This is a genomic window from Bradyrhizobium sp. WBAH42, assembly GCF_024585265.1.
In the GTDB taxonomy this organism is placed as follows: domain Bacteria; phylum Pseudomonadota; class Alphaproteobacteria; order Rhizobiales; family Xanthobacteraceae; genus Bradyrhizobium.
On sequence record NZ_CP036533.1, the window covers coordinates 4,370,192 to 4,395,276 of the forward strand.

The window sequence follows — 25,085 nt, forward strand, 5'->3', positions numbered from 1 at the left end:
ATGGTGCCGGGACGGTCGCTCGCGGTCGGTGATCGCGGCATGGCCGCGGCCTCGCATCCTGCCGTTGCGCTCGCGGCGGTGGCGATGTTGCGCAGCGGCGGCAATGCCGTCGATGCCGCGATCGCTGCGATTGCACTCCAGGGCGTCATCGATCCGCACATGACCGGCGTGGGCGGCGATTGTTTTGCAATCTATGCGCCCGCGTCCGGAAAGCCCGTTTCGGTCAACGGCTCCGGCAGGGCGCCGCAAAAGGCCGAGCTCGGTTGGTTTCAGCAGCAGGGACTGATATCGATTCCTGATGACTCACCCCATGCCGTCACGGTGCCGGGGGCCGTCGATGCGTGGTGCCGGCTCTCTGCCGACCATGGATCCAAAAGCTTGGATGAGGTCTTGGCGCCGGCGATCCGCGCGGCCGAGACCGGCTTCGTTGTCACCCCGCGCGCCGCGCTGGATTGGGCGCGCTACGCCAATCGTCTCGAACGACATCAGGCCGGCATTCCCGTCTACCTGCCCGGTGGCGCTGCGCCTGCCGTCGGCGCCAGGCTCAGCCATCCCGCACTCGGCGCGACGTTGCGGCGGATTGCGCGCGAAGGGCGCAGCGCGTTCTACGAAGGCGCGGTCGCAGAGGAAATCGTCGCAACGCTGAAGGCGATGGGCGGGTTGATGCAACTCGAAGACCTCGCGAGCGCGCGACCCGACTACGTCACGCCGATTTCCACCGACTATCGCGGCCACGAGATCTGGCAATGTCCGCCCAACGGGCAGGGCGTCGCCGCGCTATTGATCGCCCGCTTTCTTGCCGGCTTCGACATGGCCGACCCGTCGCTGAGCGAAGCGGATCGCATCCATCTCCTTGCCGAAGCGACCAAGGCGGCTTATCGGCAGCGCGACGCGCTGGTCGCCGACCCCGCATTCCATCCGCTCGACGTCGATGCGCTGCTCTCGGAGCGAACAGTCGCGGCCTTGCGCGGCCGCATCAGCAGGGAGCGCGCGAGCGAGCCGACGGTGTTCGACATGCCGGTCCATCGCGATACGGCCTACGTTGCCGTCGCCGATCGCGACGGCAATATGGTCTCCCTGATCAACTCCCTGTTCTTCGCCTTCGGGAGCGGTATCTACGCCCCGCGATCGGGCGTGCTCCTCCAGAATCGCGGCGCGGGATTTTCCCTTGTCGAGGGACATCCCAATGCGATCGCGCCGCGCAAGCGCCCCTTCCACACCATCATCCCGGGCCTGCTCTCGAAGGATGGCAAGCCGACCATGGTTTTTGGCGTCATGGGCGGACAATATCAGGCCACCGGACATATCCAGATCCTGAGCGGAGCGCTCGATCGCGGCCTTGATGTGCAGCAGTCCTCTGATGTGCCACGAAGCTTTGCCTTCGATGGTGTGTTGACGCTCGAGCCAACGATTCCCGCGGCTGTCGCCGACGATTTGACCGGGCGCGGTCATCGCGTGGTCTGGGCGGACGAGCCGCTCGGAGGTTGCCAGGTCGTGCACCTCGACAGATCCAGGGGCGTCATGTTCGGCGCGTCGGATCATCGCAAGGACGGCATCGCGCTGGCAGTTTGAGCGAAGGGGCGGGCGACGATGGTGGATCGGATGACATGAACGGGATGGCAGAGGCGATCCTATCCATCGAGCACCTGACCCTGGCGTTGCCGCCGGGCGCGGATCGCGCTTTTGCCGTCGAGGACATTTCGCTCGCCCTCCACCCGCGACAGATCCTTTGCGTCGTCGGTGAATCCGGCTCAGGCAAATCGGTCTGCGCTTCCGCGGTGATGGGGCTATTGTCGAAAGATATTCGCTGGACCGCGGGCAGTATCCGGTTCGAGGGACTGGACTTACGTGCTCTCTCTCCGGCAAAGTGGCGGAACCTGCGCGGCCGGAAGATCGCGATGATCTTCCAGGAGCCGATGACCGCGCTCAATCCGGTGATCCGGATCGGTGCCCAGATCATCGAGGCGTTCGAAGCGCATCACCAGCTCACGCCGGCCGAACGCGAGGTGCACGTGCGCGCGCTGCTCGAGGAAGTCGGCCTCCGCGATCCCGAGCGCATCATCCGTAGCTATCCGCATCAACTGTCCGGCGGGCAGCGTCAGCGCGCCATGATTGCGATGGCTCTGGCGCTCGAACCCTCGATTCTGGTGGCGGACGAGCCGACCACGGCGCTCGACGTCACCACGCAGGCGCAGATCCTCAAGCTCATCCGAGACATCCAGCAGCGGCGTGGCATGGCGGTGTTGTTCATCACCCACGATTTCGGGGTTGTGGCCGACATCGCCGACCGTGTCGCTGTTATGGAGAAGGGGCGCGTCGTCGAAGAAGGTACGGTCGACGAGGTGCTTGAGCGCGCACAGCATCCCTATACGCAGAGATTGCTGGCAGCCGTGCCGCGCGGCATTCCGCGGGCAAAAGTCGAGGACGCAGACGCGCCCACCGCCTGCGCGGCATCAGGACTCGTGAAGACTTATAAGAGCAGCGACTGGTTCAGCCCGCCCGCGGAAGTTCCCGCCGTGAAGAGCGTCAGCTTCGAGATTCGTCGCGGCGAGACGCTCGGCCTGGTCGGGGAGTCCGGTTCGGGCAAGAGCACGATCGGCCGCCTTGTCATGCGGCTGACGGACGCGGATGCAGGGGTCGTCCACATCGGAGAATTGAATTTCTCGGACGCCCGCGGATCGGAGCTGCGCGCCGCGCGCAAACACATCCAAATGGTGTTCCAGGATCCTTTCGCCTCGCTCAATCCGCGTCGTCGAGTCGGGCAGATCATCGCCGATGGACCGATTGCGCATGGGGTGCCCGCCGCGCAAGCGTTTGCGCGCGCCAGGGAATTGCTGACGTTGGTCGGGCTCGATTCCGGCGCGGTGCACCGTTACCCGCATGAGTTCTCCGGCGGACAACGCCAGCGGATCGGCATTGCGCGCGCGCTTGCGCTGGATCCCGAGGTGCTCGTGGCCGATGAGCCCGTGTCGGCGCTCGATGTCTCGGTCCAGGCGCAGGTGCTCGCGCTGCTCGAGAGGTTGAAGAAGGAGTTGCGGCTCGCCGTTCTCTTTATCACGCACGATCTCAACGTTGCCGCCCAGGTCTGCGACCGGATCGCGGTGATGCGGTATGGCGAGATCGTCGAAGTCAAGCCGGCCGCGGACCTGTTGAGCCGGCCCGAACATCCCTATACCCAGACATTGCTGGCGGCTATTCCGGGTCGGCAGCGGAGAAAGTCGCATTGAAAAAAGACGGCGATTGTCGCTGAAGGAGGCGTCTTGAATGCAGAAGTTCGCGGAACTTCCGGTGCTGCGCGTCGGTCTCGTCGGAAGCGGCTTCATTGCCGCATTTCATCTGCAGTCCATGCTTGGCGTGCGCAATGTCAGCATCGGCGGTGTCTACAGTCGGTCCGCCGAGCGGCGAACGCGCATCGCGGAGAAGGCCCGGAATCTTGGCCTCGGACCGGCGCATGTGTTCGATAGCATCGAGGCCATGGCGACTTCCGGTGAGGTCGATGCGCTTTGGATCCTGACGCCGAACGATACGCGCCTCGATATCATGCGCGAGATCCATGGGGTGACGAAGTCGGGAGCTCCCTTGCGCGCCGTGGCCTGCGAAAAGCCGCTGGCGCGCACGCTCGCCGAGGCGCGCGAGATGCGCAGCCTCGTCGAGGATGCTGGCCTGCTCCACGGCTATTTGGAAAACCAGTTGTTCTCGACCGCGGTGACGCGTGGCAAGGACATCATCTGGCGGCGTGCCGTACCTGGAAGCGGGCGTCCCTATCTCGCCCGTGCCGCGGAGGAACATTCCGGACCGCATGAGCCCTGGTTCTGGCAGGGCGACAAGCAGGGCGGTGGCGTGCTCTCCGACATGATGTGCCATTCGGTCGAAGTCGCGCGCTTCATGCTGACGGCGCCCGGCGCGAGCCGCGACAGCCTGCGGCTGGTCAGTGCCAGCGCCACGACGGCCAATCTCAAATGGACGCGCCCGCGCTATGCGGCCGATCTGAAGACGCGGATGGGGATCGATTTTGCGAAACGCCCGGTCGAGGATTTCGCGCGTGGCATCCTGACGCTGGAAGACAAGGATGGGCATCAGGTCCTGATCGAGGCAACGACCTCCTGGGCCTATGTCGGGGCCGGCCTGCGCATCCAGCTCGAATTGCTCGGGCCCGAATATTCGATGGAGTTCTCCTCACTCTCAACGGGCCTCAAGGTGTTCCTGGCCCGGACGCTCAGCGGTTCCGAAGGCGAGGACCTCATCGAGAAGCAGAATGCCGAGCAGGGTTTGATGCCGGTCGTCGAAGACGAAAAAGGCATCTACGGCTATACTGATGAAAATCGGCACATGGTCGAAGCGTTTAGGCGCGGGCTCAGTCCTGCCGAAACGTTCGATGATGGCGTCGGCGTCATGGAAATGTTGATGGCGCTCTATCGGTCCGCCGAGCTCGGACGCACCGTGCATTTCCCGGACCAGGAGCTAGAGCACTACGTTCCCCAGGTCGCGCGCTAACAGCGCGCGCAGTGTGCGGGACTTGAAACATGATCGGTGATCCGGTCCAAGGAGGCCATCGCGGCTTGCCAAATGCGCTCGGGCGCCTCGGCGTTGTCTGAATGAGTCTCAGCGTGGAGTTCTACGGCTGCCGGTCTGCGACAACATAGAGTGGGAGTAGTGCTGCTAGCTCTTATTTCTTACCTTGCGTAGCTTTAGAAATGTCGCTCGCATTAAAAATCCCTGACCAAGTACCTTGAAATTGGCTTAGCTTGGTTGGACTCGGCTATCAACGCCGCCCTGAACAAAGAGCGCGGCAGCGCAGGGGCGCGTGCAGAAGCGAAGGGTGTCGCTACGGTGCTCAACACGTGTTTGGTGCGGCGGCAAACGATAGACCGGGATCGAGAAAGTGGAGTGCGCCGCGCAGTTGGTGTGTCCGACACCAACATATGCCCTCAGTGCCTTGGTTCTGCGCGACTGTCTGAAAATAGAGACTGGGATTCAAAACATAAAAAGGGGGCATAGGAAATTGCGGCCCGTTCCTCGTTCCCAACAGGAAGCAATCTAACCCGTCGCGCGTGGCAGCATACCCCTTGCCGTTATCTCCGCCGAGAGTTCTTCGATCGTCTGGCGCTGCTCCATCGCGGTTCTGCGGATCAACGCAAAGGCGGCAGGCTCGGCGAGCGTATGCGAATGCATTACCTGAAGAACGGCGGCAAACACGAGGCGACGTGCCCGCAGACGCTGCTCGAGTTGACAATTTGTTGTTTCAATTCGCTTGTGCGTTCGTTCCGCTCGAAAGCCATGACGAGCGCTGCGTAGATGCCGGCCGGTCGCAAGGGCTTGATGAGGAACGAAGCTGGATCGAGTTCGAACACCAGCTTGAGTCGGCTTGGTGTCTCGGTGCCGAGCAGGGCGATGACAGGCGATCGCGCCAGGAATGCGCGTTGCGCCGGACTAGCTCCAATCGGAGCTCGATTGCTGGAGCTAGCTCAAATTGGCCCGTGATGGATTGGAGCGAAAGTTCAAGTATTTCAATGTGTTAGAAGGCGGCGTGTGCACGGCATGTGCACCGGGAGATCAAGAAAAATCTCTTCACAGCTAACGTGATCAGGCGTTCCGTTGTGGATGGCGCCGCATTGGTGCGCCGACTGCTCGTCCGCCTGTACTACTCGAAGATTTTGGTCGAGGCGGGCGTCGCGGATACGCCGTCCGCCGGTTCGCGGGGGCCGAAAGAGGCTCACGCGCGGAGCGCAGCGCTAGCTGCATCGAGCGACAATCGACAGAACTCAGGGTCGCCATAAGAAATCGCTATGGCGGCAGACCGCAGTCGGTGCTTCCCCTGTCATCAAACGTAAATCATTTTTTTACCGTCGGCCGCAGCAAAAAATTCCAAGGGCAAGACCACGGAAGTGGCGAGGTTCGCGGGCGCATCATTTTGTAGCAGCAACGGAGCGGGCAAATGACGATCGAGTTGAGCCGACGGGGATTTTGCATCGGAACTGCCCTGATAGGACTCCAGACGGTTTCCTCCAGCGCCTTCGCGGCGCGAAGCGAAGACGGGACGGTCAGACTCGGTCTTGTCGCGCCGATGAGCGGGCCGAATGCCCGCTACGGTGCCTTCTCGCTGCGCGGTGCCCAGATGGCGGCGAAGGAGATCAACGGCGCCGGCGGTATCGGTGGGCGCAAGATCAACATTCTGGCCGGTGACAGCCAGGGGACGCCGGTCGAGGGCGTCTCGGCGACCCGGCGGCTGATCGACCAGGACCAAGTCGATTTCATCATCGGCGACGTCTCGAGTTCGGTGACGCTGGCGATGCAGCCGGTTGCCGAAGATGCAGGCGTGCTGCTCCTCAATGCCGCCTCGTCGAACCCGAAGATCACCTACAAGGCGGGTGTCGGCGGCTTCAAATGGACCTATCGCAACTATCCGACCGACGAGAACCGCGCGTTGATCGTGCTGCAATACGCCGCCGAGAAGAAGGGCTTTACCAAATACGCCGTGCTCTCGGTCGACAGCGATTACGGCCGTGCGGCCATTGAGTTCACCAAGAAGTATCTCCCGCGGTTCAAGAGCCAGATCCTGACGGAAGACTATTACAAGGAAGGCGAGGTCGACTTCCGCAGCGTGCTGTCAAAAATCCGCGATGCCGGCGCCCAGGCCATCATCATGTATGGCAACGCCGATTCTTCGCCGATCGTCGGACGTCAGATGATAGAGGTCGGGATCGCCGGCAAGATCCCGTTGATCGGCAATGCCGAGTTCAATACCGCGAGCACCATCAAGGCGGCGCCGAAGGCAATGGAAGGCGCGATCGAGGCGGCGGCCTGGCTGCCGGCCTATGACTCGGAGAAGAGCAAGGCCTTCGTCGAGAAGTTCACTGCCGAGTATCGAGAGGCGCCGAACAACCACGCCTATGTGCACTGGGAGACGACGCATCTTCTTGCCAAGGCGATCGAGCAAGCTCAGAGCATCGATCGTGAGAAGGTCCGCGCCGCACTCTCCAAGATCCACTATGCAAGTGCAGTCGGCGAAGTGACCTTCGACGATCACAATCAGGCGCGGCTGCCGATGATTCTGCTCGAGATCGAGAACGGCAAGCCTGCCATCAAGGGTGCCTATTCCGCCGAGATCGACTATCCCAAATAGGCGGCACGCACATGTTCTACACGATCATCGAGCAGGTCGTTAACGGCATCGTATCCGGATCGGTGTACGCGATCGTTGCCGTCGGCATGACGATGATTTTCGGCGTGCTGCGCGCCATCAACTTCGCCCATGGCGAATACTATATGCTCGGCACCTTCGGCGCCTGGTTCGCCATCGAGTATTTCGATCTGCCGTATCCGGTCGCGGTCGTGATCGGCGTGGTGGCGACTTCTGTCATTGCGGTCGTTGTCGGCAATGTCGTGATGCAGCGCATCGTGGGCGCACCGGCCGAGGCCGGTGTGCTGGCAACCCTCGGTGTCGCGTTGATCCTCCAGAACACCATCATCCTGGTGTTCGGCGGCAGCTACAAGTTCTTCTCCGGCGGCTACATCGAGCCGGTGACGCTGTTCGGCTTCACCCTGGCAGAGCAGCGTATCCTGATCATCATCGTCGGCCTCATCGTCTTCGTCGGCCTCGAGCTGATGGTCACCTACAGCCGGATGGGCAAGGCGATGCGCGCTGTATCGCAGAACATCGAGTGCTGCGCGGTGGTCGGCATCGATGTCCGTCATATCGCGCTCTGGACTTTCATTCTCGGTGCAGGTCTTGCCGCGCTGTCTGGCGTGCTGACCGCGCCGGTCAATGTCAGCGTCTATGGCGGGATGGGCGAGCTCATCACCTTCAAGACGCTGCCGATCATCATCATGGGCGGGCTCGGCAACGTTCGCGGCACCTTCGTCGCCGCGATGATTTTAGGCGTCGCCGAGAGCCTGGTTGCCACTTATGTCGGCCTCCAGTTCCGCGACACCGTGGGATTTGCGACCTTGATGCTGGTGCTGATGTGGCGTCCGCACGGGTTGTTCTCCGCGCAGGCGCGCTTCTGATCGCAGGGATGTGACACCTTGACCGAGATCGCCCGAGACCAGACCGTGACCCAAGCCGAGAGCCCAGCTGCGACGGGACGGGATCTCCGCGCTCCCTTCGGCCTCGCGCTGCTCGCGCTGGCCTGCATCGCGCCGTTGTTTCTGGGTAATTATCCGCTGCACGCGATCATCATCGCGCTGATTTTCTTGCTGCCGGCGCACGGGCTCAACCTGCTGCTCGGCTATACCGGGCTCCTCTCGCTGGCGCAGGCGGCGTTCTTCGGCATCGGCGCCTATACGTCGGCGCTGCTGGCGGTGCATTTCGGCACGCCGTTCTACCTGAATTTCCTCGCCGCGGGCCTCGTGACCGGCGCGGTCGCGCTGCCGCTCGGAATTCCCGCCCTGCGGCTGCGTGCGACGTCCTTCGTGATGTGCACGCTCGGCTTCGTCATCATCGGCCAGGCGATCGCCAAGAACTGGATCAGCCTGACCCGCGGTGACATGGGGCTGGCGGCGATCCCAAAGCCTTACTTCGCACTGGGACCGGCGTCGTTCACGGTCTCAGGAACAGTCGGCTTCTATTACCTGGTGCTCGCCATCGCCGTGCTCGCTACGCTTGCCGTCTATCTGATCGTGCGATCGCCGGCGGGGCGCAACATGATCGCCATTCGCGAGAACGAGACGCTGGCCGAATCCGTCGGCATCCCGACCTGGCACTACAAGCTGGTCGTGTTCATGATCAGCGCGGCCTTTGCCGGGCTCGGCGGCAGCCTCTATGCGCATTATTTGACCGTGGTCAGCCCGCTGACCTTCCAGATGTACTACTCCACGACGATGCTGATCATCGTGCTCGGCGGCGGGGCCGGGACGATCTCGGGCGTGATCTTCGGCAGCCTGCTGTTCGTCGGTCTCACCGAGGCGCTGCGCGTCGCCCCCGAACTGCGCATGATCGCCTACGGCTTCTTCCTGCTCGGCCTGGTGTTCTGGTTCCCGAACGGGTTCGCGCCGCTGATCAGCCGCTGCTCGTCGTTCCTGGAGAAGCGCAAATGAGCGGGCTGCCGATGCTCGATATATCCGGCCTCTGCAAATCCTACGGCGCCGTGCGCGCGGTCGACGGTGTCGACCTTCATGTCGATCGCGGCGAGATCTGCGGGCTGATCGGCCCCAACGGCTCCGGCAAGTCGACCTTCTTCGATTGCGTCACCGGGCTTGCCAAGCCGAGCGCGGGCGCGGTGAAGCTCGACGGGCAGGACATCACGGGCTGGGCGCTGAACGATATCGCGCGGGAAGGGCGCATGCTGCGCTCGTTCCAGAAGACTGTGGTGTTCTCCGCGCTCGACATCGAGGAGAACCTCGTGATCGCGGGCCAGATGTTCACCTTTCCCGGCGTTCTGTCGACCTTCGGGATCGGCGCCGCCGCGCGCAATCGGGTCGCGGCGTTGCGGGAGCGGGCGCGCGAGCTGATCAAGATCGCTGGCCTCTGGGATGTCCGTTTCCAGCCGGCCGGAAAACTCTCCGGCGGACAGCAGAAGCTGATCCAGTTCGCCTCGATGCTGATGCCGGAACCAAAGCTCATTCTGCTCGACGAGCCCATGGCCGGCATCAACCCGAAGCTGATCGAGCGCGTGGTGGACAGCATCCGCCTCGCCAACACCTCCTTCGGCGTCAGCTTCCTGATCATCGAGCACAACATCGACGTGGTCACGAGTCTCTGCAAGCGGGTGGTGGTGCTCGACCAGGGACGCAAGCTCGCGGAAGGCACACCGGACGAGATCGTGCAAAACCAGGCGGTACGGGAGGCTTATCTCGGTGGCTGAAACCTCTCTCTCCATCAAGGGGCTGCGCGCAGGCTACGGCTCGCTCGACATCCTCAACGGCGTCGATCTCGACGTGCCGCAGGGCCAGTTCGTCGCGCTGATGGGGCCGAATGGCGCCGGCAAGTCGACACTGCTGAAGACGCTCTATGGCATGACCACGGTCAAGGGCGGCAGCATCAACTGGCAGGGCAAGGATATCTCGGCCTTCAAGTCGCGCGCGATCCTGGCGGAGGGCATCTCCTGGGTGCCGCAGGGCCGCTGCAATTTTCCGGTCATGACGGTCGACGAGAATCTGCAGATGGCCGCCTATACCTTGCGCGACAGCAGGGTGAAGGCGGAGCGCGACTATGTCTACGACCTCTTTCCGATCCTGAAGACGCGCCGCAACACGCTGGCGGGCAACATGTCCGGCGGCGAGCAGCAATTGCTGGAGGTTGCGATGGCCGTGCTGCAGCGGCCAAAGATCCTGCTGGTCGACGAGCCCTCGGTCGGGCTGTCCCCGACCGCGATCGGCATCGTGTTCGACGAACTCGCGCGCATCAACGCCGCTGGCCAGACCATCCTGCTGGTCGAGCAGAACACCAAGAAAGCCATGCAGGTGGCCCAGCGCGCCGTCATCCTGCGGCTCGGCAAGGTGATCTGGGACGGCCGGCCCGCCGATATCACCCATGACGAGCTCGGCGAGCTCTTCCTCACCGGCCGCATGCGCGGTGAGACCGACGTCGAACACTGACTGCAACTCAAAGGACGACCACAGTGACGATCTTCGTGCCGGCCGCGCGCGTCTCGCGCATCAAGATATCTCCGACAACGGCGGCGTCCGCGCGGGTGCGCGAGCTGAAGGCCGCCGGCCGCGACATCGTCGACATGGCGATCGGCGAGCCTGATTTCGACACGCCCGATGACGTCAAGGCGGCGGCGCATGCTGCGATCGATCGCGGCGAGACGAAATATACCGCCGTCAACGGCACCGTGGCGCTGCGCAAGGGGATTATCGCCGACTACAAGTGGCGCCTTGGCCTCGAATATTCCGACAACGAGATCTGCGTCGGCGGCGGCGCCAAGCAGATCCTGTTCCTCGCGCTGATGGCGAGCGTGGAGGAGGGGGCGGAAGTGATCATTCCCGCGCCCTATTGGGTGTCCTATCCCGACATGGTGATCGCCAATGACGGCAAGCCGGTCATTGTCCGCTGTTCCGAGAATGAGGGATTCAAGCTGACGGCGGAGGCGCTGGAGGCGGCGATCACGCCGAAGACGCGCTGGCTGATCCTCAACGCACCGTCGAACCCGACCGGCGCGGCCTATTCCCGCAGCGACCTCGAAGCACTCGGCGCCGTGCTGCTGCGCCATCCCAACGTACTTGTGCTGTCTGATGATATCTACGACCAGATCTGGTATCGCGACGAGCCCGCGACGACGCTTGCCGCCGCGGTGCCCGCCTTGAAGGATCGCATCCTGCTCACCAACGGCGTGTCCAAGACCTATGCCATGACGGGATGGCGGATCGGTTATGCCGCGGGTCCCGCGCCGCTGGTCTCGGCGATCAACAAGCTGCAATCGCAGATGTCGTCCTGCCCGTCGTCGATCAGCCAGGCGGCAGCGGCCCATGCGCTGACCAGCGACCAGACGTTCGTGCGCGACAGCGTCAAGCTCTACAAGGAACGCCGCGACTATGCCTGCGCGCGCCTCAATGCGATCCCGGGCCTGTCGTGCCTGGTACCTGACGGCGCGTTCTATCTCTATCCCAGCTGCGCTGGCGTGATCGGCAAGTCCACGCCGGAGGGCAAGGTCATCGAGAACGATCTCGACTTCGTGCTCTATCTGCTCGACGGCGTCGGCGTCGCCGCCGTGCAGGGCGCGGCCTATGGGCTCTCGCCGTATTTCCGCCTGTCGATCGCGACCTCGATGGAGACGATCAAGGACGCCTGCGATCGGATCGAGCGGGCCTGCCGGGCGCTGCGCTGAGCGGAAAGCTATGAAACCGATTGAAATCAACGGGCTAGATAAGGGATAGTGCCTGTCAGGAGTTGTTTCCAGAGCAGCATTCGATCCTCATGAGCGTCGATTTCAGGAAGCTGAAGAGCTTCGTCAAGGTGGTCGATGCAGGTAGCGTGTCGCGCGCCGCCGGCCTGTTGCGCACCGCGCAGCCGGCGCTGTCGCAGCAGATTGCGGCGCTGGAGAGTCACTTCAAGCACAAGCTTCTTCTCCGCAGCAATCACGGCATCGTCCCCACCGAAGCCGGCCTGATCCTCTATCGTCACGCGCAATTGCTGCTGAAGCAGATCGAGCAGGCGCAGATCGACATCGATCAATCGACCAAGGCGCTGGCCGGGAGAGTGTCGATTGGCCTAGCGACCTATTCGGCGTCGAGCACGCTGTCGCTGCCGATCCTGAAGGAGATGTCGACGCTGCATCCGCAGATCATCGTCCACATCAACGACAGCTTCGGCCATGTGCTGAGCGAGCTGATCATGACCGGCAAGATGGATATGGCCATGATCTACGGCTCCGGCCCGATCAAGGGCGTCAAGCTGCAGCCGCTGTTTCGCGAGGAACTGTATCTCGTCTCGCGCGCCGAGACGGTGGCGGACAAGCCGGCCAACGAGCCGCTGCCGCTATCGGCGCTGGCCGACGTCAAGCTGCTGCTGCCGAGCCAGGGCCATTTCCTGCGGCGGCTGATCGATGAGTCGCTGGCGCGGGCGCGGGTGACGCCGAACGTCGCCTCCGAGATTGAGTCGGTCTCCGCGCTCGGCGCGGCCGTGACCGAGGGGCTTGGCTCGACCATCCTGCCGGCCTCGGTCGCCGCGGCCAGCGCGTCGAGCTTTGCCGGTGTCGAGGTGCGGCGGCTGGTGCGCCCGGCTATCGAGGCGACTGTCTCCTTGTGCGTCTCCGATCATCTGCCCTTGTCAGAGCCCGCACTTGCCACGCGCTCGGTGCTTCTGACCGTCGTCGAGAGGCTGATGCGCAGCCATCCGCAGGGTATTCGCGCGGTCTAAGCAACACGCCCGCGATTAAAAAGCCGAGTGCAGCCGTGCTCGGAGGCTGCATCGTGCCGGTTTCTCAAGGCCATAAACAAAACCTATGGCGGCAGACGGGAGTTGTGGTGGTCGCGTGCGGGCGCATTCCCTACCCTCGAAGACAATCGCTCCGAGGAAACAGATGGCCAAGCTCGCATTCGATACCGGGGGAACTTTCACCGATTTCGCGCTGCTCGACGACAAAGGCGATCTGCATCTGCACAAGGTACTGAGCACGCCGGCCAACCCGGCAGAGGCCGTGGTCCGCGGCGTGTCCGAACTGCTCACGCAATTTGGCGACGCCGTCGATCTCGACGGGCTGCAGGTCCTCGGTGCGACTACTGTTGTCACCAATGCGGTGCTCGAACGCAAGGGCGTCAAGACCGGCTTCATCTCGACGGCCGGTTTCCAGGACATGCTGCGGATCCGAAACGAAGGACGTTACGATCTCTATGACCTGAACTTGAAATATCCCGATCCGCTGGTGACGCGCGCCAACAGCTTTGGTGCGGTCGAGCGGATGTCCGCAGATGGCGAGGTGATCACGGCGCTGGAGGAGGACACCGTCCGCGAGATCGCCGGCCGGTTGCGCCATGAAGGCATCAAGTCCGTCGCCGTCTGTCTGCTGCACGCCTACAAATATCCTGACCATGAGCAGCGCATCGCGGCGCTGCTGCGCGAAGAGGATCCCGATATCTTCGTGTCGCTGTCCTCCGAAGTCTGCCCCGAGGTGCGCGAGTTCGACCGCGCGTCGACCACCGTCGTCAACGCCTATACGCGGCCGCAGATGTCCGGCCACGTCGCCCATCTCGAGCGCGAATTCGCCGCCAAGGGCATCGACCGCCAGGTGCTGTGGATGACCTCGTCGGGCGGTCTCGTGCCGAGCAGCCGCGCAGCGGAGCTGCCGGTGCGCCTGATTGAATCGGGCCCGGCCGCCGGCGCCGTCGCCGCTGCGGAATTCGGCCGCATCGCCGGCGAAGGCAGCGTGCTGTCCTTCGACATGGGCGGCACCACCGCGAAATTGTGTCTGATCCCGAACGGCGAGCCGACGATCGGCGCCGACCTTGAAGTCGCGCATTATCATCGCTTCCGCAAGGGCTCGGGCTTTCCCCTCAAGATCCAGTCGATCCGGATGATCGAGATCGGTGCCGGTGGCGGCTCGATCGCGGCCAAGAACCCGCTCGGCCTGCTCGACGTCGGACCGCGATCGGCGGGCGCGATGCCGGGACCGGCCGCCTATCAGCGCGGCGGCACCGAGCCGACCGTGACGGACGCCGATATCCTGCTGGGTTACATGGGCACGGAATCCTTTGTCGGCGGATCCTTCAAGGTGTCGAAGGATGCGGCCCTCACGGCGATGACGAAGCTTGCCGCCTCGCTCGATGTCAGCGTTCCCCGCTGTGCCTTCGGCATCCACGATCTCGTCAACGAATCCATGAGCAAGGCGGCGGCGGTGCATGCAACCGATCTCGGCGTCGATCCGCGCAGCCTGCCGATGGTCGCCTTCGGCGGCGCTGGTCCGGTGCATGCCTACGGCATCGCGCGCAAGCTCGGCATCAAGCGCATCATTTGTCCGACCGGTGCCGGCGTCACCTCGGCGATCGGGCTCTTGATCGCGCCGGTCGCGGTCGATCTCTCCGCGAGCTTCCCCATGCAGGTCGACAATTGGAGCTTTGAGGTGATGGACCGTCTCCTCGGCGATCTGTCCGCGCAAGGTGCGGAGGTCGTCCGCGCCGCCGGCGTCGCACCGGAGACGATCACCAACACCTATACCGTCGACATGCGTCACGTCGGCCAGGGCCACGAGATCACGGTCGCCTTGCCGGATCGCAAGCTTCCGCCGAAGCAGTTCCACGAGGAGCTGCTGGCCAACTTCTACAAGCTTTACCGAGAGCTCTTCGGCCGAACCGTTGCGGGCTCTTCCGTCGAGGTGATCACCTGGCGCCTGCGCTCCAGCGGCGAGAAGGATCAGGTGACCCGCCCGCATACGCGCCATGCGGCTGATGCCAAGAAGGGGACGCGTTCGGTCTATTTCAGCGAGCGCGGCGGCTTCGTCGAAACGCCGGTTTACGATCACTACAAGCTGCCGGTCGGCGAGGTCATCCAAGGACCCGCCATCGTCGAGCAGCGGGAGTCGACCGCTGTCGTCGGACCGAGCGGCACCGCTCACGTCGACATCAACGGCAATCTCGTGATCAACATCGCCTAAGGAAGACGCCTCCATGTCCGTGAACGCTGCCGATTTCAACGATCCGATCAACTTGCAGGTGATGTGGAATCGATTGATTTTCATCGCCGATCAGGCCGACATCGTGCTCGGCCGCACCGCATTCTCGCCAATCGTGCGCGAGAACCATGACTATGTGACTGTGCTGCTCGACAGCCGCGGCCGCGCGCTGGCGCAATGCACCTGGTCGATCCCGGTGTTCATCACCTCGCTGCCGGTCGCCGCGCAGAAATACTTCCTGCCGAAGTTTCCGGCCGAGACGTTGCAAGAGGGCGATGTTCTTGCCACCAACGATCCTGAGATTGGCACCGGCCATCTGCCTGACGTCACGATGATCACGCCGATCTTCAAGAACGGCAAGGTCGTGGCCTTTGCCGGGTCGATCGCGCATCTGCCCGACATCGGCGGCGCGCCCTTGCACTCCGAGGCCAGCGACATCTTCGAGGAGGGCATTCGTTTCCCGATCGTGAAGCTGCACAAAGCCGGTGTTCCCAATCAGGACGTGCTCGACATCATCGCCGCCTCCGTTCGCCTGCCGACGGAGGTGATGGGCGATCTCGAATCCATGGTCGCGGCCAACAACGTCATGGGCCGCGAGCTGGTGAAATTCCTCGACGAATACAATCTCGACGGCATCGACGAACTGGCCGACGCGATCCATACCCGATCCGAAGCGCAAACCCGCCGCGCAATCCGGCAATGGCCGAACGGCACCTACAGCGCCGAGGTCCTGCTTGACGGCTACGATACCGATGTGACGCTCAAGGCCGCCGTGATCGTAGGTGACGATTCGATTCACGTGGACTACAGCGGGACATCCGAGCAGATCCTTCATTCAATCAATTGCCGCACCAACTATCGTTACGCCCATTCGGTCTATGCGCTGAAATGCCTGCTCGACCCCGATACGCCGAACAATGAGGGCTGCATCACGCCGATCACGGACGAGGCACCGCTCGGCTCGATCCTCAATCCGGAGGAATGGACGGCGGGTAATTCACGCAACCTGATCGGACATGTGATCCCGTCGCTGATCTTCAAGGCGTTAGAAGGCGTGGTGCCGAGCAAGGTGATGGGCGACAGCGGCGGCGCGCCGATCTGGGCCGCCAATTGTGTCGGGCGGCGCGACGACGGTTCGCAATATGGCTCGGTGCAGAATTTTCACGGCGGGCAGGGCGCCCGCGCCGAATTCGATGGCTTGGATACGTTGAGTTTCCCGTCCAATTGCAAGGTGACGGCGATCGAGATGTTCGAGATCGCGGTGCCCGCGCTCACCGAATGCAAGGAGCTGATTCCGGACTCCGGCGGCGCCGGCAAGAGCCGCGGCGGCCTCGGCCAGCGCGTCGTGCTGCGCAATCTCGGCCGCAATCCGATGAACATCTATCTGGCGTCGGAGCGCGTGCGCCACCCCTGCTTCGGCGTCGTCGGCGGCAAGTCGGGCAGCGCCGGCAAGGTGTACCGGAATGGCGAGCCGCAGTTTCCCAAGGGCAAGGTCGTCCTGAAGACGGGCGATCGCCTGGAAGTCGAGACGCCGGGCGGCGGCGGATGGGGACGCACAGCCGAGCGCGCGGCGGCGGCGATCGAGCTCGACCTCGCCGAAGGCTTGATCACACCTGCGGCAGCGAGGCAGATTTACGGCTATCAGCGCTCAAGCGTGGCGGCGACCGCCGCCGAATAGGAACATCATGGGTCTGCTCGATGGAAAGATCGCACTCGTCACCGGTGCCGGAACGGGCATCGGGCGCGAGACCGCGATCCTGCTGGCACAGGAAGGCGCAACGGTCGTCCTGACCGGGCGCCGGATCGATCCGCTGCGCGACGTCGTCACGGTCATCGAGAAGGCCGGCGGCAGGGCCGTCGCTCATGTGCTGGATGTGGCGTCGCGCGAGGCAATCCTTGAGACGGTGGCCTTGGCCAAGCGCAACGTCGGGGTGATCGATATCCTGGTCAACAACGCCGGCAGCGCGAGCAAGGTGCTGAATGCACGCTTCCTCAGCGAGGACGAGTGGAACGCCACGGTGAACGTCAATCTCACCGGGGTCTTCAACCTGACCCAGGCGGTGCTGGAGGACATGATCGCGAAGAAGGCAGGCACCATCATCACGGTGTCGTCGCTCGCGGTGGTCAATCCGAACCTGCTCGGCGGCGCCGCCTATGGCGCGGCCAAAGCCGGCGTGAAGAATTTCATGACCTTCCTGCACAACACCTACCGGAACCAGGGCATCCGCGCGACGACCATCCTGCCCGGCGAGACCGACACGCCGATCATGGACAACCGTGCGCGTCCGCCGCTCGAGGGTGAGCGGGCCGTGATGCTCAATCCGCACGACGTCGCGCGCGCAGTGCTGCTGTGCGCCAGCCTGCAGCAGGGCGCCATGATTCCCGAGCTGCACATCTGTCCGACCTTCATGCGCGACACATCGGCCGACATCGAGGTGGCCCGCTGGGTTGGTGCGCCAGAAGGCCTGAAGCCGAAGTCTTGAGAGAGGATTGTCCATGAACGGAGCCAAATTGCGCGAGCGTCTCGCCAAGGGCGAGGCGGTCACCATGTTCACGCCGCATCATGCGTCGTCGGGGCTGGCTGTCCGCCTGGTCGAGCTCGGCGCGGACGCGATCTTCGTCGATTGCGAGCATGGCACCTGGAGCTTCGAAGACGTGCGCGTCACCGCGCAGGCGATCCGCGGCGCCGGGGGTGCGGCGATCGTCCGGCCGCATTCGCATGAACGGCCGCTCCTGATCCGCTATCTCAACGCCGGCGCCGACGGCCTGATGGTGCCGATGGTCGATACCGCGGAGCAGGCGCGCGCGATCGTCGACGCCGTGCGCTACGCATGCCCGGCCGATCACGAGAAGCGGTTGATCATCGCTATGATCGAGACGCCCAAGGCGATCGACGACATCGAGGCCCTGCTCGCGGTGGAAGGCGTCGATGTCTTCTTCATCGGGCCCGGCGATCTCTCGCAGAACATGGGCTATCCGCCCGCGCCGCAGTTCGGGCAGCCGCGGCCGGGAGCGGTGATGGAGCGGGTTGCTTACGCTGTGAAGAAGATCCGCGCGGCCGGCAAGGTTGCCGGAACGCTCGTGACGTCGGACGAACTGCCCTCCATGCTCGAACAGGGTGTGCGGTACTTCTACATTCACTCAGATCCGTTCTTGCGTGTCGGCCTGGCCGGCGTCAAGAGGCTGCTCGCCCGCTGAGCGCGGAGGTCACGCCATCTGCGAGAGTCCACATGGCATTCGAATTGTTCAATCTCGCCGGCCGCCGCGCGCTGGTGACGGGATCATCGCAAGGCATCGGTCTTGCGATCGCGCGCGGACTTGCCGAGCACGGCGCCTCCGTGGTGCTAAATGGACGCGATCGCAACAAACTGGACGCGGCCGCAGCGAGCGTCAGGGCCGGCGGACACGAGGTCGCCGTGACGAGCTTCGATGTCACCCGCCCCGACGCCGTTCGCGGGGGAATCTTGCGCATTGAAGAGGCGATCGGCCCGATCGACATCCTCGTCAACAACGCCGGCATGCAGTTCCGGACGCCGTTGGAGGATTTTCCGGCGGAGAAGTGGGAGGAGTTGCTCAAGACCAACGTCTCTAGCGCCTTCTACGTCGGCCAGGCGGTTGCCCGCCATATGATCCCGCGTGGGAAGGGCAAGATCATCAACATTGCGTCGGTCCAGAGTGAGTTGGCGCGGCCCGGGATTGCGCCGTACACTGCGACCAAAGGCGCCATCAAGAACTTAACGCGCGGCATGTGCGCCGATTGGGCCAGGCACGGTCTCCAGGTCAACGCGATCGCGCCTGGCTATTTCAAGACTCCGCTGAATCAGGCGCTGGTGGACAATCCCGAGTTCTCGGCCTGGCTCGAAAAACGCACGCCTGCCTCGCGCTGGGGCAACGTCGACGAGTTGATCGGCGCCGCCGTGTTTCTGTCGGGCGACGCGTCTTCCTTCGTCAATGGCCATACCCTCTATGTCGACGGCGGCATCACGACCTGCCTGTGATTCCGGCGCTCCATCGCCTCCCACAACACGACGGTCTTGCACCGGGTTCGAAAGGATTCGCGCACCATGTCGACGAAACCCGAAGTCTTGATGATTGGACCCTATCCCGCCTGGGATATGGAGGATCTCGACGCACGCTATGTCGTGCACAAACTCTGGGAGGCGGCGGATCGCGACCGCCTGATTGAGGCTCATTGCCGCACGATCCGGGCGATCGCAACTCGGGGCGAGCTCGGTGCATCCGCCGACCTCATAAGCGTTTGCCAGCGCTCGAGATCGTCTCCTGCTATGGCGTCGGTACCGACGCCATCGACCTGGCTCATGCTAGAGCGAATGGAATCCGGGTGACCAATACGCCGGACGTGTTGACCGCCGATATGGCCGTCGGCCTGTTGCTGGCTGTCGCGAGGAAGATACCGAATGCCGACCGGTTCGTGCGCGAGGGGCGCTGGGCCGAGGGTAACATGCCGCTGGTGACCAGGGTCACCGGCAAGACCGCCGGCGTGGTCGGGATGGGCCGCGTCGGCGCGGCGGTCGCAAAGCGGCTCGCCGCATTCGATTGCGAGATCGCTTATTTTGACGTCTCTGAGCGAGCGGATCTACCCTATACATTCGTGCCGGACCTCGTGGAATTGGCCCGGCGCGCTGAAATCCTGATCGTCACGCTCGCGGGCGGCGAGAGCACGAAAGGTATCGTCGATGCGCGCGTGCTCGATGCACTCGGACCTGACGGCATCCTAATCAATGTCTCCCGGGGATCGACGGTGGACGAAACGGCTCTGCTTCGCGCGCTCGAGACCAAGCTGATCAAGGGCGCAGGCCTCGACGTGTTCTGGAACGAGCCGAATATCGATGAACGACTCAAGGCCCTCGATAGCGTCGTCCTTCAACCGCACCACGCCTCGGGCACGACTGAGACACGACGCGCCATGGGCAAGCTCGTCCGCGACAATCTTGCCGCCCACTTCGCAGGTGCGGCCCTCATAACACCCGTTACGTGAAAGCTGCCGTAGTGCGTAGCGCGCTGCTTCTCGAACTACTGCTTCGGTAGTTCAATGCCGAGCGAAATATCCGTATTGTTGTTGTGGCCTCCAATAGGAACTGACGCGCTGACTATCTGGTCGGCGACGGGTCGGATACGAAACCGCGCAAGCGGCAGCTCTTGGTGCTAAGCGCATATCTTGAAGACTCACCAGTTCCGCTAAGGGCGAACGGCTGCCTAGCTGACCCTCGTGATTTTGGTCCGCTTATCCCTCGTAAACGTGCATCGCAGCAGTCTGACCGAAGGTCACCCACCGGCCAGACGCAGTTAAATCCTACTTGCCGCGATATCTGAGCGCCTCGACCAGCAGGGTGAACGCGGGCGAGGGTTGCCGACGGCTCGGGTAGTAAAGGTGGTAGCCCGAGAACGGCGGGCACCAGTCCGCCAGCACGCGAACGAGCCGGCCCTCCGCGACGTATGGCCGAACGTGTCCCTCGGTGAGGTACGCCAGGCCCATCCCCCTCAGGGCCGCGTCCAGAAGAAGCCCGGCGCTGTTGAACACAAGTTGCCCCTCAACCCGCACATTGAGTTCGCGTCCGTCCTTCTCGAACTCCCAGGCATAGAGACTGCCTCCATGGGTGGGCAGGCGGAGGTTGAGACAGTTGTGATGGGTAAGATCCTGAGGATTTTTGGGTCGCTTGCGCTCCGCGAAGTACGATGGCGAGCCAACGACAGCCATCCGAAGATCCGGACTGACCGGGACAGCGATCATGTCCTTCGCGACAAGCTCGCCGGGACGGATCCCGGCATCGACCTGCTGGGCCACGATGTTGGTGAGGCCGTAGTCGACAATGATCTCGACGTGAATATCAGGGTATTGCGGCAGGATGTTGCGAAGCGCCGGGAGCAAGATCGCGCTCGCGGCATATTCGGTGGCCGTCAGGCGGACGGTGCCGGCGGGCTTCTCGCGCAGTTCGCTTAAGGCGGCGAGATCGGCGTCCATCTCGACGAACTTGGGGCCGATGTTTTGGAACAGCCGTTCTCCGGCATGAGTTGGGGTCACGCTGCGCGTCGTCCGGTTCAACAGCCGGACACCGAGGCGTTCCTCGAGATTCCGTATGATCTGGCTGAGCCCCGATTGGGTTATGCCGAGCTTGGCTGCGGCACGGGTAAAGCTGCGCTCCCTCGCCACAGCGAGGAAGGCAAGGAGATCGCTGGCGTCGTCACGGGTCATTGATAAGCGTGTCTACTGACTGCATTCGAAATCTATCACCTAATCGGCCGAAGGGAAAACGTTAGGTTCGGTCAGCAATCGGCCAGTCAAACCGCCAGCGAAAAAAGGCCAAGGACCTCATGAGAGACGGAATCAGGCACAAGCCCGTCGCGGTCACGGGAACAAGCAGCGTGTGGCGCAAGCCCACTGTGGGGCTGCCGACTTGGCAGAAGATCTGAGGCATGTCGGTCACAACCGTCCAAGAGCCCGTTCCGGCTGCGAGCATCACCGTCACCTTGCTTCCCATCATGGGGGTGGTGTTCGTGGGCTTCCTGGTCATCGGCATGGCCATGCCCGTGCTTCCTCTCCATGTGCACGACGGACTGGGTCTCGGCACGTTCGTGGTGGGCTTGGTCGCCGGCAGCCAGTTCGCCGCATCCTTGATCTCGCGCCCATGGGCCGGACACGTCTCCGACGCTCATGGTGCAAAGCGCGGGGTCGTCATCGGCCTGTCGGCGGCGACCGTGGCCGGATTGCTTTATCTGCTCTCGTTCGTCCTCAGAGGATCTCCGCTAATTTCGGTCGTGATCCTGCTTGCGGGACGCGCGCTGCTTGGCGGGGCGGAGAGCTTCATCATCACGGCCGCCGTGAGCTGGGGACTGGCCCTCGTTCGTTCCAGCAACACCGGCAAGGTGATCGCCTGGATCGGGTCGGCCATGTTCGCGGCCTTTGCGCTCGGCGCTCCCGCTGGCTCCGCGCTCTATTCGGCCTACGGTTTCACGGCGATCTCCCTGGGTACTGCCTTGGCGCCGCTCGCTGTGCTGCCGCTCGTCGCTCTGCTTCCGGCGATCGCGCCGGTGAAGCACGCGCGCGCTTCGTTCGTCGAAGTGATCGGGGCCGTCTGGGTACCGGGTCTCGGCTCAGCACTCGGTAGCGTTGGTTTCGGCGCGGTGACGACGTTCGTCGCCCTGCTGTTTGCGACCAAAGGGTGGGCAAACGGGTGGATGGCCTACACCGCCTATGCGCTTGCCTTCATTCTGGCGCGAGTGTTCTTCAGCCATCTCCCCGACAGGATCGGCGGCGCGAGGGTTGCTGTCGTTTGCGTGGGCATCGAAGCCAGCGGCCAGGCGCTGATCTGGCTGGCGGTGAGCCCCGAGATGGCGCTCGCGGGCGCCGCGCTCACCGGCTTCGGCTTCTCGCTGGTCTATCCCGGCTTCGGAGTCGAAGCCGTCCGCTGCGTTCCCGCACAGAGCCGCGGTCTTGCCATGGGCGCCTACACCGCTTTTCTCGATCTCGCCCAGGGGCTCGCAAGCCCCGCCCTCGGATTGATCGCAGCCGGATCGAAACTCAACACCCTTTTTCTGGTCAGTTCGGCGACGGTGTTGTGCGCTTCGCTCGTCGCGTGGCGGCTGATCGCAAAGCCCCCAGTCATGGAAGGATCTCCGCAATGAGAACGTTCGCAGCGACTTTTTTTTACCTATGTCTGTTCGCCGACGCAGCCGTCGCTCAGACGCCTATCAAAGGAGCAAATGCCATGTTCAATCCGGAGGACATCCGCGCCGTCGCGCCGGCGCTCGAAGCATACGCGCAGAAATTCGTTATCGGCGATCTCTGGAAGCGGCCGGGCCTTTCTCCGCGAGACCGCAGCATCGTCACAATTGCCGCGCTGATCGCGCGCGACCAAACGATCGAACTGCCCCGCTACCTGACTCTCGCGCTCGACAACGGCGTGAAGCCGTCGGAGATCTCGGAGATCATCACGCACCTCGCCTTCTACACCGGCTGGGCAAACGCGATAAATGCGATCCCCGCGGCGCGGGAGGTGTTCAAGAGCCGCAACATCGGAGCCGATCAGCTCCCGTCCTCCTCGGGGCCGCAGCTCCCCCTGGACGAAGCGGCAGAGAAGCAGCGGGCCACGCGGGTCGGAGAGCAGTTCGGCCAGTTCACCCCGAGCCTCGTCCAATACACGACAGACGCGCTGTTTCGCGATCTCTGGCTGAGGCCGGCGCTCGCGCCGCGCGACCGCAGCCTCGTCACGGTCAGTGCGCTGATCGCGACCGGTCAGGTCGCGCAGATCACCTATCACCTGAATCGCGCGATGGACAACGGACTGACAAAGGACGACGCCGGCGAGGTGCTCGGCCATCTCGCTTTCTACGCCGGCTGGCCCAATGCGTTCTCTGCGGCACCTGTCGTCAAGGATGTGATCGAGAAACGCCGGTACTGAGGGAGGACGCATGATCTCCCGCCGAGTCGTGCTGATCGCGGGCGTCGCCGTATCAATGAAAACCACAGCGGCATCGGCACTTGCGCCCGAGCTGCACAAGGAGATTCCAATGGACATCGAAATCAAGAGAAACGGGTCCCGTCCTTCCCAAAAAGGATCGGAAGACTGGTTTACGGGGAATGTACGCGTCGACGCTCTGTTTCAGGCGCCGGATCCCGCCCGCGTCGGCGCTGGCCAGGTCACCTTCGAACCCGGCGCCCGCACCGCCTGGCACACGCATCCGCTCGGTCAGACGCTGATCGTAACCGCTGGGTTGGGCTGGTTACAACGCGAGGGCGGGCCGGTCGAAGAAGTTCGTCCAGGGGACGTGGTCTGGTTTCCGCCGGGACTGAAGCATTGGCACGGTGCGTCGCCGACGACGGCGATGACCCACATCGCGATACAGGAGTCCGCCGGAGGCAGGAACGTCGACTGGATGGAGAAGGTCAGCGACGAGCAATATCGCAAGTGATCGGATTCCGCCTGACACCGACCGTCGCGGACGGCGGATTCACCGCCCACTGAGCGCGGGGACCGCATCGTTGGTTGTTTCACGCCTGATCGTTACGGACTGAGGGTTTGGCCAGCCGTCGTGGGAAGCAAAGAGCAGAACACCAAGTCCGCTAGGGAGAACAGGTTGGACACGAAGCAGCTCTTGATGATTGGTGTTTCACTGCTGGCTTCTGCAGCAGCAGGACCCGCGCTTGGCCAGGAAAAGCAAGAGCAGTATATCCAGGTCGCGGAAATCGAAATCGATCCTTCGCAAATCGACGCCTACAGGACCGCGGTCAAGGAACACATCGAGATGGCCGTCCGGGTCGAGCCCGGCGTCCTGACGCTTTATGCGGTTTCTGACAAGGACGATCCCAGTAAGGTGAAGGTGTTCGAGATCTATCGGGATGGAGAGGCCTATGTACGGAAATACGCGACCCCAACCTCTCGTGATGATGCGCTGTTGGAGCAAAATCTCCCACGCATCGAAGCCCGTTAGGTTGAGTAGCGGCACTTTCTGATCGTTGCCGTCTTTAGCTCGCGGATCCTTGCGGTCGCGGATGATGAGTACCCGCGTTTTCAGATCTACGTCCGGCCAATCTGGACGGCATATTTCCTCCTGTCGCATCGTTGTCGCGACCGCATACCGAACGATCCGACCCATCGGAATGACCTGTCGAGGATTGGTCTCAAAGTACTCGATAAGCTCGCCGAGCTCATCTTCGGTTGGGCGTCGGTCCCGCTCTTCCGAGTTGCCCACAAGGCCTAAATGCTTCATCGCGTATCGCGCTAATCGAACCTCTTCGGCCGAGATTTCAATGCCGTGAACGGCTGAAGCGTGCGTAGCGACGGTTCTGATAAAGGAGAAGTCGATTGCCAACGTAGCTGGACCGGCACCTTCCTTCGCGCGCTGGCGGCCAAATTCGATAAGCCGCTCGCGATTGAGCTTGGGCAATTTTACTGTCCCCAAGGCTTCCTTTAGTGCCTCTAACACTGCGGCCTTGGAGCGGCGGGGAGGGCGGCCGACCTCCTGCATGTCCTCGATGTGCAGATCGATGATGTCGCCGAAGGTTTTGGCTTGGACCGC

Annotated in this window: 22 protein-coding genes and 1 pseudogene; 20 read left to right on the top strand and 3 right to left on the bottom strand. The window is 63.1% G+C overall.

From position 1 onward, the window contains the following. From ggt to DCG74_RS20180, 3 genes are read left to right on the top strand one after another with little or no spacing between them, the layout of a single operon-like run. A complete protein-coding gene (gene ggt / locus DCG74_RS20170) occupies nucleotides 1-1,572 on the top strand; it encodes a gamma-glutamyltransferase (protein WP_172788119.1) in 1,572 nt (523 codons plus the stop codon). Nucleotides 1,573-1,616: 44 nt separating this feature from the next. Continuing rightward, nucleotides 1,617-3,227 carry an ABC transporter ATP-binding protein gene (locus DCG74_RS20175; protein WP_172788120.1) on the top strand — a complete coding sequence of 537 codons (1,611 nt, stop codon included), beginning with the start codon at nucleotides 1,617-1,619 and terminating at the stop codon, nucleotides 3,225-3,227. Nucleotides 3,228-3,264: 37 nt separating this feature from the next. Beyond that, on the top strand, nucleotides 3,265-4,494 hold the full coding sequence (locus DCG74_RS20180; protein WP_172788030.1) for a Gfo/Idh/MocA family protein: 1,230 nt from the start codon (nucleotides 3,265-3,267) through the stop codon (nucleotides 4,492-4,494). 543 nt (nucleotides 4,495-5,037) lie between these two features. Here DCG74_RS20180 and DCG74_RS20185 read toward each other — a convergent pair. Then, nucleotides 5,038-5,172 carry an ANTAR domain-containing protein gene (locus tag DCG74_RS20185; RefSeq protein WP_246571084.1) on the bottom strand — a complete coding sequence of 45 codons (135 nt, stop codon included), beginning with the start codon at nucleotides 5,170-5,172 and terminating at the stop codon, nucleotides 5,038-5,040. After that, nucleotides 5,172-5,351, bottom strand: coding sequence for a hypothetical protein (locus DCG74_RS39010; RefSeq protein WP_337993356.1), 180 nt, complete (start codon nucleotides 5,349-5,351; stop codon nucleotides 5,172-5,174). The genes DCG74_RS20185 and DCG74_RS39010 overlap by 1 nt, the downstream gene beginning before the upstream one ends. Nucleotides 5,352-5,935: 584 nt before the next feature. Here DCG74_RS39010 and DCG74_RS20190 point away from each other — a divergent pair. From DCG74_RS20190 to DCG74_RS20250, 13 genes and pseudogenes are all read left to right on the top strand, one after another. After that, a complete protein-coding gene (locus tag DCG74_RS20190) occupies nucleotides 5,936-7,123 on the top strand; it encodes an ABC transporter substrate-binding protein (RefSeq protein ID WP_172788031.1) in 1,188 nt (395 codons plus the stop codon). A gap of 11 nt (nucleotides 7,124-7,134) precedes the next feature. Next, nucleotides 7,135-8,007 (top strand): branched-chain amino acid ABC transporter permease, encoded by an 873-nt coding sequence (locus DCG74_RS20195; protein WP_172788032.1) that lies wholly within the window; start codon nucleotides 7,135-7,137, stop codon nucleotides 8,005-8,007. 18 nt (nucleotides 8,008-8,025) lie between these two features. After that, a complete protein-coding gene (locus DCG74_RS20200; protein ID WP_172788033.1) occupies nucleotides 8,026-9,036 on the top strand; it encodes a branched-chain amino acid ABC transporter permease in 1,011 nt (336 codons plus the stop codon). Then, complete coding sequence (locus tag DCG74_RS20205) at nucleotides 9,033-9,803, top strand: ABC transporter ATP-binding protein (RefSeq protein WP_172788034.1); 771 nt, start codon at nucleotides 9,033-9,035, stop codon at nucleotides 9,801-9,803. The genes DCG74_RS20200 and DCG74_RS20205 overlap by 4 nt, the downstream gene beginning before the upstream one ends. Continuing rightward, on the top strand, nucleotides 9,796-10,536 hold the full coding sequence (locus DCG74_RS20210; protein ID WP_172788035.1) for an ABC transporter ATP-binding protein: 741 nt from the start codon (nucleotides 9,796-9,798) through the stop codon (nucleotides 10,534-10,536). The genes DCG74_RS20205 and DCG74_RS20210 overlap by 8 nt, the downstream gene beginning before the upstream one ends. A 23-nt stretch (nucleotides 10,537-10,559) precedes the next feature. Then, entirely contained in the window at nucleotides 10,560-11,768 is a 1,209-nt protein-coding gene (locus DCG74_RS20215) for an aspartate transaminase (RefSeq protein WP_172788036.1), read from the top strand. A gap of 89 nt (nucleotides 11,769-11,857) precedes the next feature. Next, entirely contained in the window at nucleotides 11,858-12,799 is a 942-nt protein-coding gene (nac, locus tag DCG74_RS20220; protein WP_172788037.1) for a nitrogen assimilation transcriptional regulator NAC, read from the top strand. A gap of 163 nt (nucleotides 12,800-12,962) precedes the next feature. Then, complete coding sequence (locus DCG74_RS20225) at nucleotides 12,963-15,029, top strand: hydantoinase/oxoprolinase family protein (RefSeq protein WP_172788038.1); 2,067 nt, start codon at nucleotides 12,963-12,965, stop codon at nucleotides 15,027-15,029. A 13-nt stretch (nucleotides 15,030-15,042) separates the two neighbouring features. Then, a complete protein-coding gene (locus tag DCG74_RS20230) occupies nucleotides 15,043-16,725 on the top strand; it encodes a hydantoinase B/oxoprolinase family protein (RefSeq protein ID WP_172788039.1) in 1,683 nt (560 codons plus the stop codon). A gap of 7 nt (nucleotides 16,726-16,732) precedes the next feature. Next, nucleotides 16,733-17,530 (top strand): SDR family oxidoreductase, encoded by a 798-nt coding sequence (locus tag DCG74_RS20235; protein ID WP_172788040.1) that lies wholly within the window; start codon nucleotides 16,733-16,735, stop codon nucleotides 17,528-17,530. 13 nt (nucleotides 17,531-17,543) lie between these two features. After that, nucleotides 17,544-18,245: an HpcH/HpaI aldolase/citrate lyase family protein gene (locus tag DCG74_RS20240; protein ID WP_172788041.1), complete on the top strand. Its 702-nt coding sequence runs from the start codon at nucleotides 17,544-17,546 to the stop codon at nucleotides 18,243-18,245. 32 nt (nucleotides 18,246-18,277) lie between these two features. Beyond that, a complete protein-coding gene (locus tag DCG74_RS20245) occupies nucleotides 18,278-19,045 on the top strand; it encodes an SDR family oxidoreductase (RefSeq protein ID WP_172788042.1) in 768 nt (255 codons plus the stop codon). 66 nt (nucleotides 19,046-19,111) lie between these two features. Beyond that, a pseudogene (locus tag DCG74_RS20250) lies at nucleotides 19,112-20,046 on the top strand (2-hydroxyacid dehydrogenase). 315 nt (nucleotides 20,047-20,361) lie between these two features. On the opposite strand, the gene DCG74_RS20255 reads toward DCG74_RS20250, so the two are convergent. After that, nucleotides 20,362-21,261, bottom strand: a complete 900-nt coding sequence (locus tag DCG74_RS20255; protein ID WP_172788043.1) for a LysR family transcriptional regulator — start codon at nucleotides 21,259-21,261, stop codon at nucleotides 20,362-20,364. A 221-nt stretch (nucleotides 21,262-21,482) separates the two neighbouring features. Here DCG74_RS20255 and DCG74_RS20260 point away from each other — a divergent pair, with 221 nt between their 5' ends. The 4 genes from DCG74_RS20260 (at nucleotide 21,483) to DCG74_RS20275 (ending at nucleotide 24,497) form a co-directional block, all read left to right on the top strand. After that, complete coding sequence (locus DCG74_RS20260; protein WP_172788044.1) at nucleotides 21,483-22,691, top strand: arabinose transporter; 1,209 nt, start codon at nucleotides 21,483-21,485, stop codon at nucleotides 22,689-22,691. Further along, complete coding sequence (locus tag DCG74_RS20265) at nucleotides 22,688-23,467, top strand: carboxymuconolactone decarboxylase family protein (RefSeq protein WP_172788045.1); 780 nt, start codon at nucleotides 22,688-22,690, stop codon at nucleotides 23,465-23,467. The genes DCG74_RS20260 and DCG74_RS20265 overlap by 4 nt, the downstream gene beginning before the upstream one ends. Nucleotides 23,468-23,582: 115 nt before the next feature. Beyond that, complete coding sequence (locus DCG74_RS20270) at nucleotides 23,583-23,978, top strand: cupin domain-containing protein (RefSeq protein WP_257187590.1); 396 nt, start codon at nucleotides 23,583-23,585, stop codon at nucleotides 23,976-23,978. Nucleotides 23,979-24,164: 186 nt separating this feature from the next. Further along, complete coding sequence (locus DCG74_RS20275) at nucleotides 24,165-24,497, top strand: putative quinol monooxygenase (protein WP_246708949.1); 333 nt, start codon at nucleotides 24,165-24,167, stop codon at nucleotides 24,495-24,497. The last annotated feature ends 588 nt before the right edge of the window (nucleotides 24,498-25,085 follow it).

What these genes read in the sequence shown, in the direction of transcription:
- DCG74_RS20195 (WP_172788032.1), top strand. Translation starts at nt 7,135, where the DNA reads ATGTTCTACACGATCATCGAGCAGGTCGTTAACGGCATCGTATCCGGA.
- nac (WP_172788037.1), top strand. Translation starts at nt 11,858, where the DNA reads ATGAGCGTCGATTTCAGGAAGCTGAAGAGCTTCGTCAAGGTGGTCGAT.
- DCG74_RS20245 (WP_172788042.1), top strand. Translation starts at nt 18,278, where the DNA reads ATGGCATTCGAATTGTTCAATCTCGCCGGCCGCCGCGCGCTGGTGACG.
- DCG74_RS20225 (WP_172788038.1), top strand. Translation starts at nt 12,963, where the DNA reads ATGGCCAAGCTCGCATTCGATACCGGGGGAACTTTCACCGATTTCGCG.
- DCG74_RS20175 (WP_172788120.1), top strand. Translation starts at nt 1,617, where the DNA reads ATGGCAGAGGCGATCCTATCCATCGAGCACCTGACCCTGGCGTTGCCG.
- DCG74_RS20240 (WP_172788041.1), top strand. Translation starts at nt 17,544, where the DNA reads ATGAACGGAGCCAAATTGCGCGAGCGTCTCGCCAAGGGCGAGGCGGTC.
- DCG74_RS20180 (WP_172788030.1), top strand. Translation starts at nt 3,265, where the DNA reads ATGCAGAAGTTCGCGGAACTTCCGGTGCTGCGCGTCGGTCTCGTCGGA.
- DCG74_RS20235 (WP_172788040.1), top strand. Translation starts at nt 16,733, where the DNA reads ATGGGTCTGCTCGATGGAAAGATCGCACTCGTCACCGGTGCCGGAACG.
- ggt (WP_172788119.1), top strand. Translation starts at nt 1, where the DNA reads ATGGTGCCGGGACGGTCGCTCGCGGTCGGTGATCGCGGCATGGCCGCG.
- DCG74_RS20255 (WP_172788043.1), bottom strand. Translation starts at nt 21,261, where the DNA reads ATGACCCGTGACGACGCCAGCGATCTCCTTGCCTTCCTCGCTGTGGCG.
- DCG74_RS20230 (WP_172788039.1), top strand. Translation starts at nt 15,043, where the DNA reads ATGTCCGTGAACGCTGCCGATTTCAACGATCCGATCAACTTGCAGGTG.
- DCG74_RS20205 (WP_172788034.1), top strand. Translation starts at nt 9,033, where the DNA reads ATGAGCGGGCTGCCGATGCTCGATATATCCGGCCTCTGCAAATCCTAC.
- DCG74_RS20265 (WP_172788045.1), top strand. Translation starts at nt 22,688, where the DNA reads ATGAGAACGTTCGCAGCGACTTTTTTTTACCTATGTCTGTTCGCCGAC.
- DCG74_RS20185 (WP_246571084.1), bottom strand. Translation starts at nt 5,172, where the DNA reads ATGCATTCGCATACGCTCGCCGAGCCTGCCGCCTTTGCGTTGATCCGC.
- DCG74_RS20190 (WP_172788031.1), top strand. Translation starts at nt 5,936, where the DNA reads ATGACGATCGAGTTGAGCCGACGGGGATTTTGCATCGGAACTGCCCTG.
- DCG74_RS20260 (WP_172788044.1), top strand. Translation starts at nt 21,483, where the DNA reads ATGTCGGTCACAACCGTCCAAGAGCCCGTTCCGGCTGCGAGCATCACC.
- DCG74_RS20275 (WP_246708949.1), top strand. Translation starts at nt 24,165, where the DNA reads ATGATTGGTGTTTCACTGCTGGCTTCTGCAGCAGCAGGACCCGCGCTT.